The sequence below is a fragment of the Streptomyces sp. NPDC048600 genome (assembly GCF_055587025.1).
The window spans coordinates 1-3101 of record NZ_JBVJGZ010000066.1 but is presented as its reverse complement, the minus strand read 5'-3'; the positions used below and the strand labels follow the sequence as shown (position 1 = coordinate 3101).

Annotated in this window: 6 protein-coding genes; 5 read left to right on the top strand and 1 reads right to left on the bottom strand. The window is 71.1% G+C overall.

The window, feature by feature from the left end:
- The 4 genes from ACZ6SQ_RS38265 to ACZ6SQ_RS38250 form a co-directional block, all read left to right on the top strand.
- Nucleotides 1–384: carboxyl transferase domain-containing protein (locus ACZ6SQ_RS38265; RefSeq protein WP_469570649.1), on the top strand; the 384-nt coding region annotated here is incomplete at its 5' end.
- Between the two features lie 21 nt (nt 385–405).
- Nucleotides 406–615 carry an acyl-CoA carboxylase epsilon subunit gene (locus ACZ6SQ_RS38260; RefSeq protein WP_469570647.1) on the top strand — a complete coding sequence of 70 codons (210 nt, stop codon included), beginning with the start codon at nt 406–408 and terminating at the stop codon, nt 613–615.
- A gap of 336 nt (nt 616–951) precedes the next feature.
- Complete coding sequence (gene mmpB, locus ACZ6SQ_RS38255; protein WP_386387709.1) at nt 952–1080, top strand: morphogenic membrane protein MmpB; 129 nt, start codon at nt 952–954, stop codon at nt 1078–1080.
- 38 nt (nt 1081–1118) lie between these two features.
- Nucleotides 1119–1727 carry a Maf family protein gene (locus tag ACZ6SQ_RS38250; protein WP_386387707.1) on the top strand — a complete coding sequence of 203 codons (609 nt, stop codon included), beginning with the start codon at nt 1119–1121 and terminating at the stop codon, nt 1725–1727.
- Nucleotides 1728–1816: 89 nt separating this feature from the next.
- On the opposite strand, the gene ACZ6SQ_RS38245 is transcribed toward ACZ6SQ_RS38250, so the two are convergent.
- Nucleotides 1817–2287: a hypothetical protein gene (locus ACZ6SQ_RS38245; protein WP_469570643.1), complete on the bottom strand. Its 471-nt coding sequence runs from the start codon at nt 2285–2287 to the stop codon at nt 1817–1819.
- Nucleotides 2288–2667: 380 nt separating this feature from the next.
- Here ACZ6SQ_RS38245 and ACZ6SQ_RS38240 point away from each other — a divergent pair.
- On the top strand, nt 2668–3101 hold a 434-nt coding region (locus ACZ6SQ_RS38240; RefSeq protein ID WP_469570641.1), incomplete at its 3' end, for a biotin carboxylase N-terminal domain-containing protein.

The following is a 3101-nucleotide window of genomic DNA, read 5'->3' as shown; positions in this document are numbered from 1 at the left end:
CCGCTGATCACCGTGATCACCCGCAAGGCGTTCGGCGGCGCCTACGACGTGATGGGCTCCAAGCACCTGGGCGCCGACCTCAACCTCGCCTGGCCGACCGCCCAGATCGCCGTGATGGGCGCCCAGGGCGCCGTCAACATCCTCCACCGCCGCACCCTCGCCGAAGCCGAAGCGGGCGGCGAGGACCTCGAAGCCGTGCGCGCCCGGCTGATCCGGGAGTACGAGGACACCCTCCTCAACCCCTACATCGCGGCCGAACGCGGCTACATCGACGCCGTCATCGCACCCTCCGACACCCGCCGCCACATCGTCCGCGGCCTGCGCCAGCTGCGCACCAAGCGCGCGTCCCTGCCGCCCAAGAAGCACGGCAACATCCCCCTGTAGAGCGCCTGGAGAGGAGCCGCAGTGACCATCAAGGTCGTACGGGGCAACCCCACCCCCGAGGAACTCGCCGCCGCACTGGCAGTGGTCCGAGCCCGCGCCGCGGCGGCCGACGCCGCGACACCGGCCACCCCCACTCCCCGCGCCGCCTGGTCCGACCCCTCAAGAATCGCCCTCCACCGCCTCCCCCACCCGGGCGGAACGTCCTGGTCCAGATCCTGCTGGCCGAGCTGACAAAAACCTGCGCCCCCTGCATGCAGGGGGCGCAGGGCTGCATCCACACGCGGCTCCGCCACGCGGCCGCGATCAACCACGCCCCAAGGGGCGCGAGGAACTGCGCAAGAGAGCGACCACACGGGTCACGGGCCCACGCTGCGCAACCACCCCCAAAAGGGGCGCGGGGCTGCATCCATATGCGGCTCCACTGCGCGGGCGCAAAATAGCGACCACGCGGGTCACCGGCCCACGACGCAAGCAAGAACCCCACGCGCAGCCGAAGCGAAACCCAGCCGTACAACTTGAGTACGAGTACTCAGGCCCCCTCCCCCACCCAAGCCCCACGCTAGTGGCATGCTGTGGTCCGACCCCGACAACGAGCCCCCGGAAGAACTCCGCGAGATGCAGGAGATGCTACGGCGGCTCGGCATCCTCATGGCGGTCGCCATGGTGCTGGCGATGATCGCCATCGGGCTCCGCTGAGCCCGACGCAAACCGGGCCCCGCCGATACGCTGACCGCATGACAGACAAGCCCAGCCGCCGCCTCGTCCTCGCCTCGCAGAGCCCCGCCCGGCTCAACCTCCTGCGCCAGGCCGGCCTGGCCCCCGAGGTGATCGTCAGCGGGGTCGACGAGGACGCCGTCACCGCGCCCACCCCGGCAGAACTGGCCCTCGCCCTCGCCGAGGCCAAGGCCTCCGTCGTGGCGGCCCGGCCGGACGTCCGCGGCGCGCTGGTGATCGGCTGCGACTCGGTGCTGGAGCTCGACGGCCAGGCGCTCGGCAAGCCCGCCGACGCCGAGGAGGCCACGGCCCGCTGGAAGACCATGCGCGGACGCGCGGGCGTCCTCCAGACCGGCCACTGCGTCTGGGACACCGAGTCGGGCCGCTACGCCTCGGCGACCGCCTCCACCGTGGTCCGCTTCGGCGAGCCCACCGACGACGAGGTCGCCGCGTACGTCGCCTCGGGCGAGCCCCTCCACGTGGCGGGCGCCTTCACCCTGGACGGCCGCTCGGCGCCCTTCATCGACGGCATCGACGGCGACCACGGCAACGTGATCGGCATCAGCCTCCCCCTGCTCCGCCGCCTCCTGAACCGCCTGAACGTCTCGATCACCGACCTGTGGACGTGACATCGGACGGCGTGGCCTGAGCGCGCGGCCCGCACGGCCGCCGCGGGGACGGTCGGGCCGAGCTCAGGCCTCGGCCCGGACGGCATCCCTCACGCGGTCGCGGGCCCCTTCGCGGGCGACGTGGGCGCCGGGTCGGCGGGCTCGGGCGCGGCCGGGTCCTCCGTCGTCTCCGGGCGGTCGTAGGAGACCAGCAGCAGGACTATCAGCGCCAGCACCACGATCATGAACGTGAAGGCGGCCGGCCCCACCAGGCCCCAGGTGACCGCGCCCAGCAGCCCGTGCACGACCGCCGCGCTGACCAGTGCGACACGCCCGAGTCCGGCCGGGGCGCGGTCGCGCAGGGCGACGAGCAACGCGGTATAGGCGCACAGCAGGAAGTACAGGCCGAAGACCACGCCGCCGATCTTCGAGGACAGGGACATCACGTCCGGGTCGAGGCCGCCCATCGACATGCGCTGGCGCTCGACGACATGCCCGAGGAACCAGTTGATCGCGGCGATGCCCAGCCCCTCGACGAGAAGCACGACCGCCAGCAGCCACGCCACGGGTCTGCGCACCACGGGTCCCCACCCTCTTCCGCGCGTTCGAGTGCCGCCCGGTCGGCGGCGTTACCTCAAGTACGTTCGAGCCATCGCGAACGCTACTAACGGGTAAACCTCCGGACAAGGGTTCTGTGACAGGCAAAGAATCATTGGGCCATTCGTAGGGACTCCACAAAGAAACGGAGTGGGGCGCGGCACGCTCTCACAGAGACCTTGACCACATGGGCGGGCTAGGGTTTTCCGGTGGAGTCCTGCGCCCCAAGGTGCGACAAGGGATTTCGCGGGTCGAGCAAGCCTCGAATCACGCTCCGTGTGGGCAAGCTCACCATTGGGGACGGGTCGAACTGTCGTGTCGGCAGTCCCTAAACTCGGCTTGTTTCAAGGAGGGAGCCTCAATCGTGCGCAAGGTGCTCATCGCCAACCGTGGCGAAATCGCTGTCCGCGTGGCCCGTGCTTGCCGGGACGCCGGGATCGGCAGCGTGGCCGTGTACGCCGACCCGGACCGGGACGCTCTGCATGTCCGCGCGGCGGATGAGGCGTTCGCCCTGGGCGGTGACACTCCGGCCACCAGCTATCTGGACATCGACAAGGTCCTGAACGCGGCCCGGGAGTCCGGGGCCGACGCCATCCACCCCGGGTACGGCTTCCTCTCCGAGAACGCCGACTTCGCCCAGGCCGTGCTGGACGCCGGACTGATCTGGATCGGCCCGCCCCCGCAGGCCATCCGCGACCTCGGTGACAAGGTCGCCGCCCGGCACATCGCCCAGCGCGCCGGCGCCCCCCTCGTCGCGGGCACCCCCGACCCGGTCTCCGGCGCGGAGGAGGTCGTGGC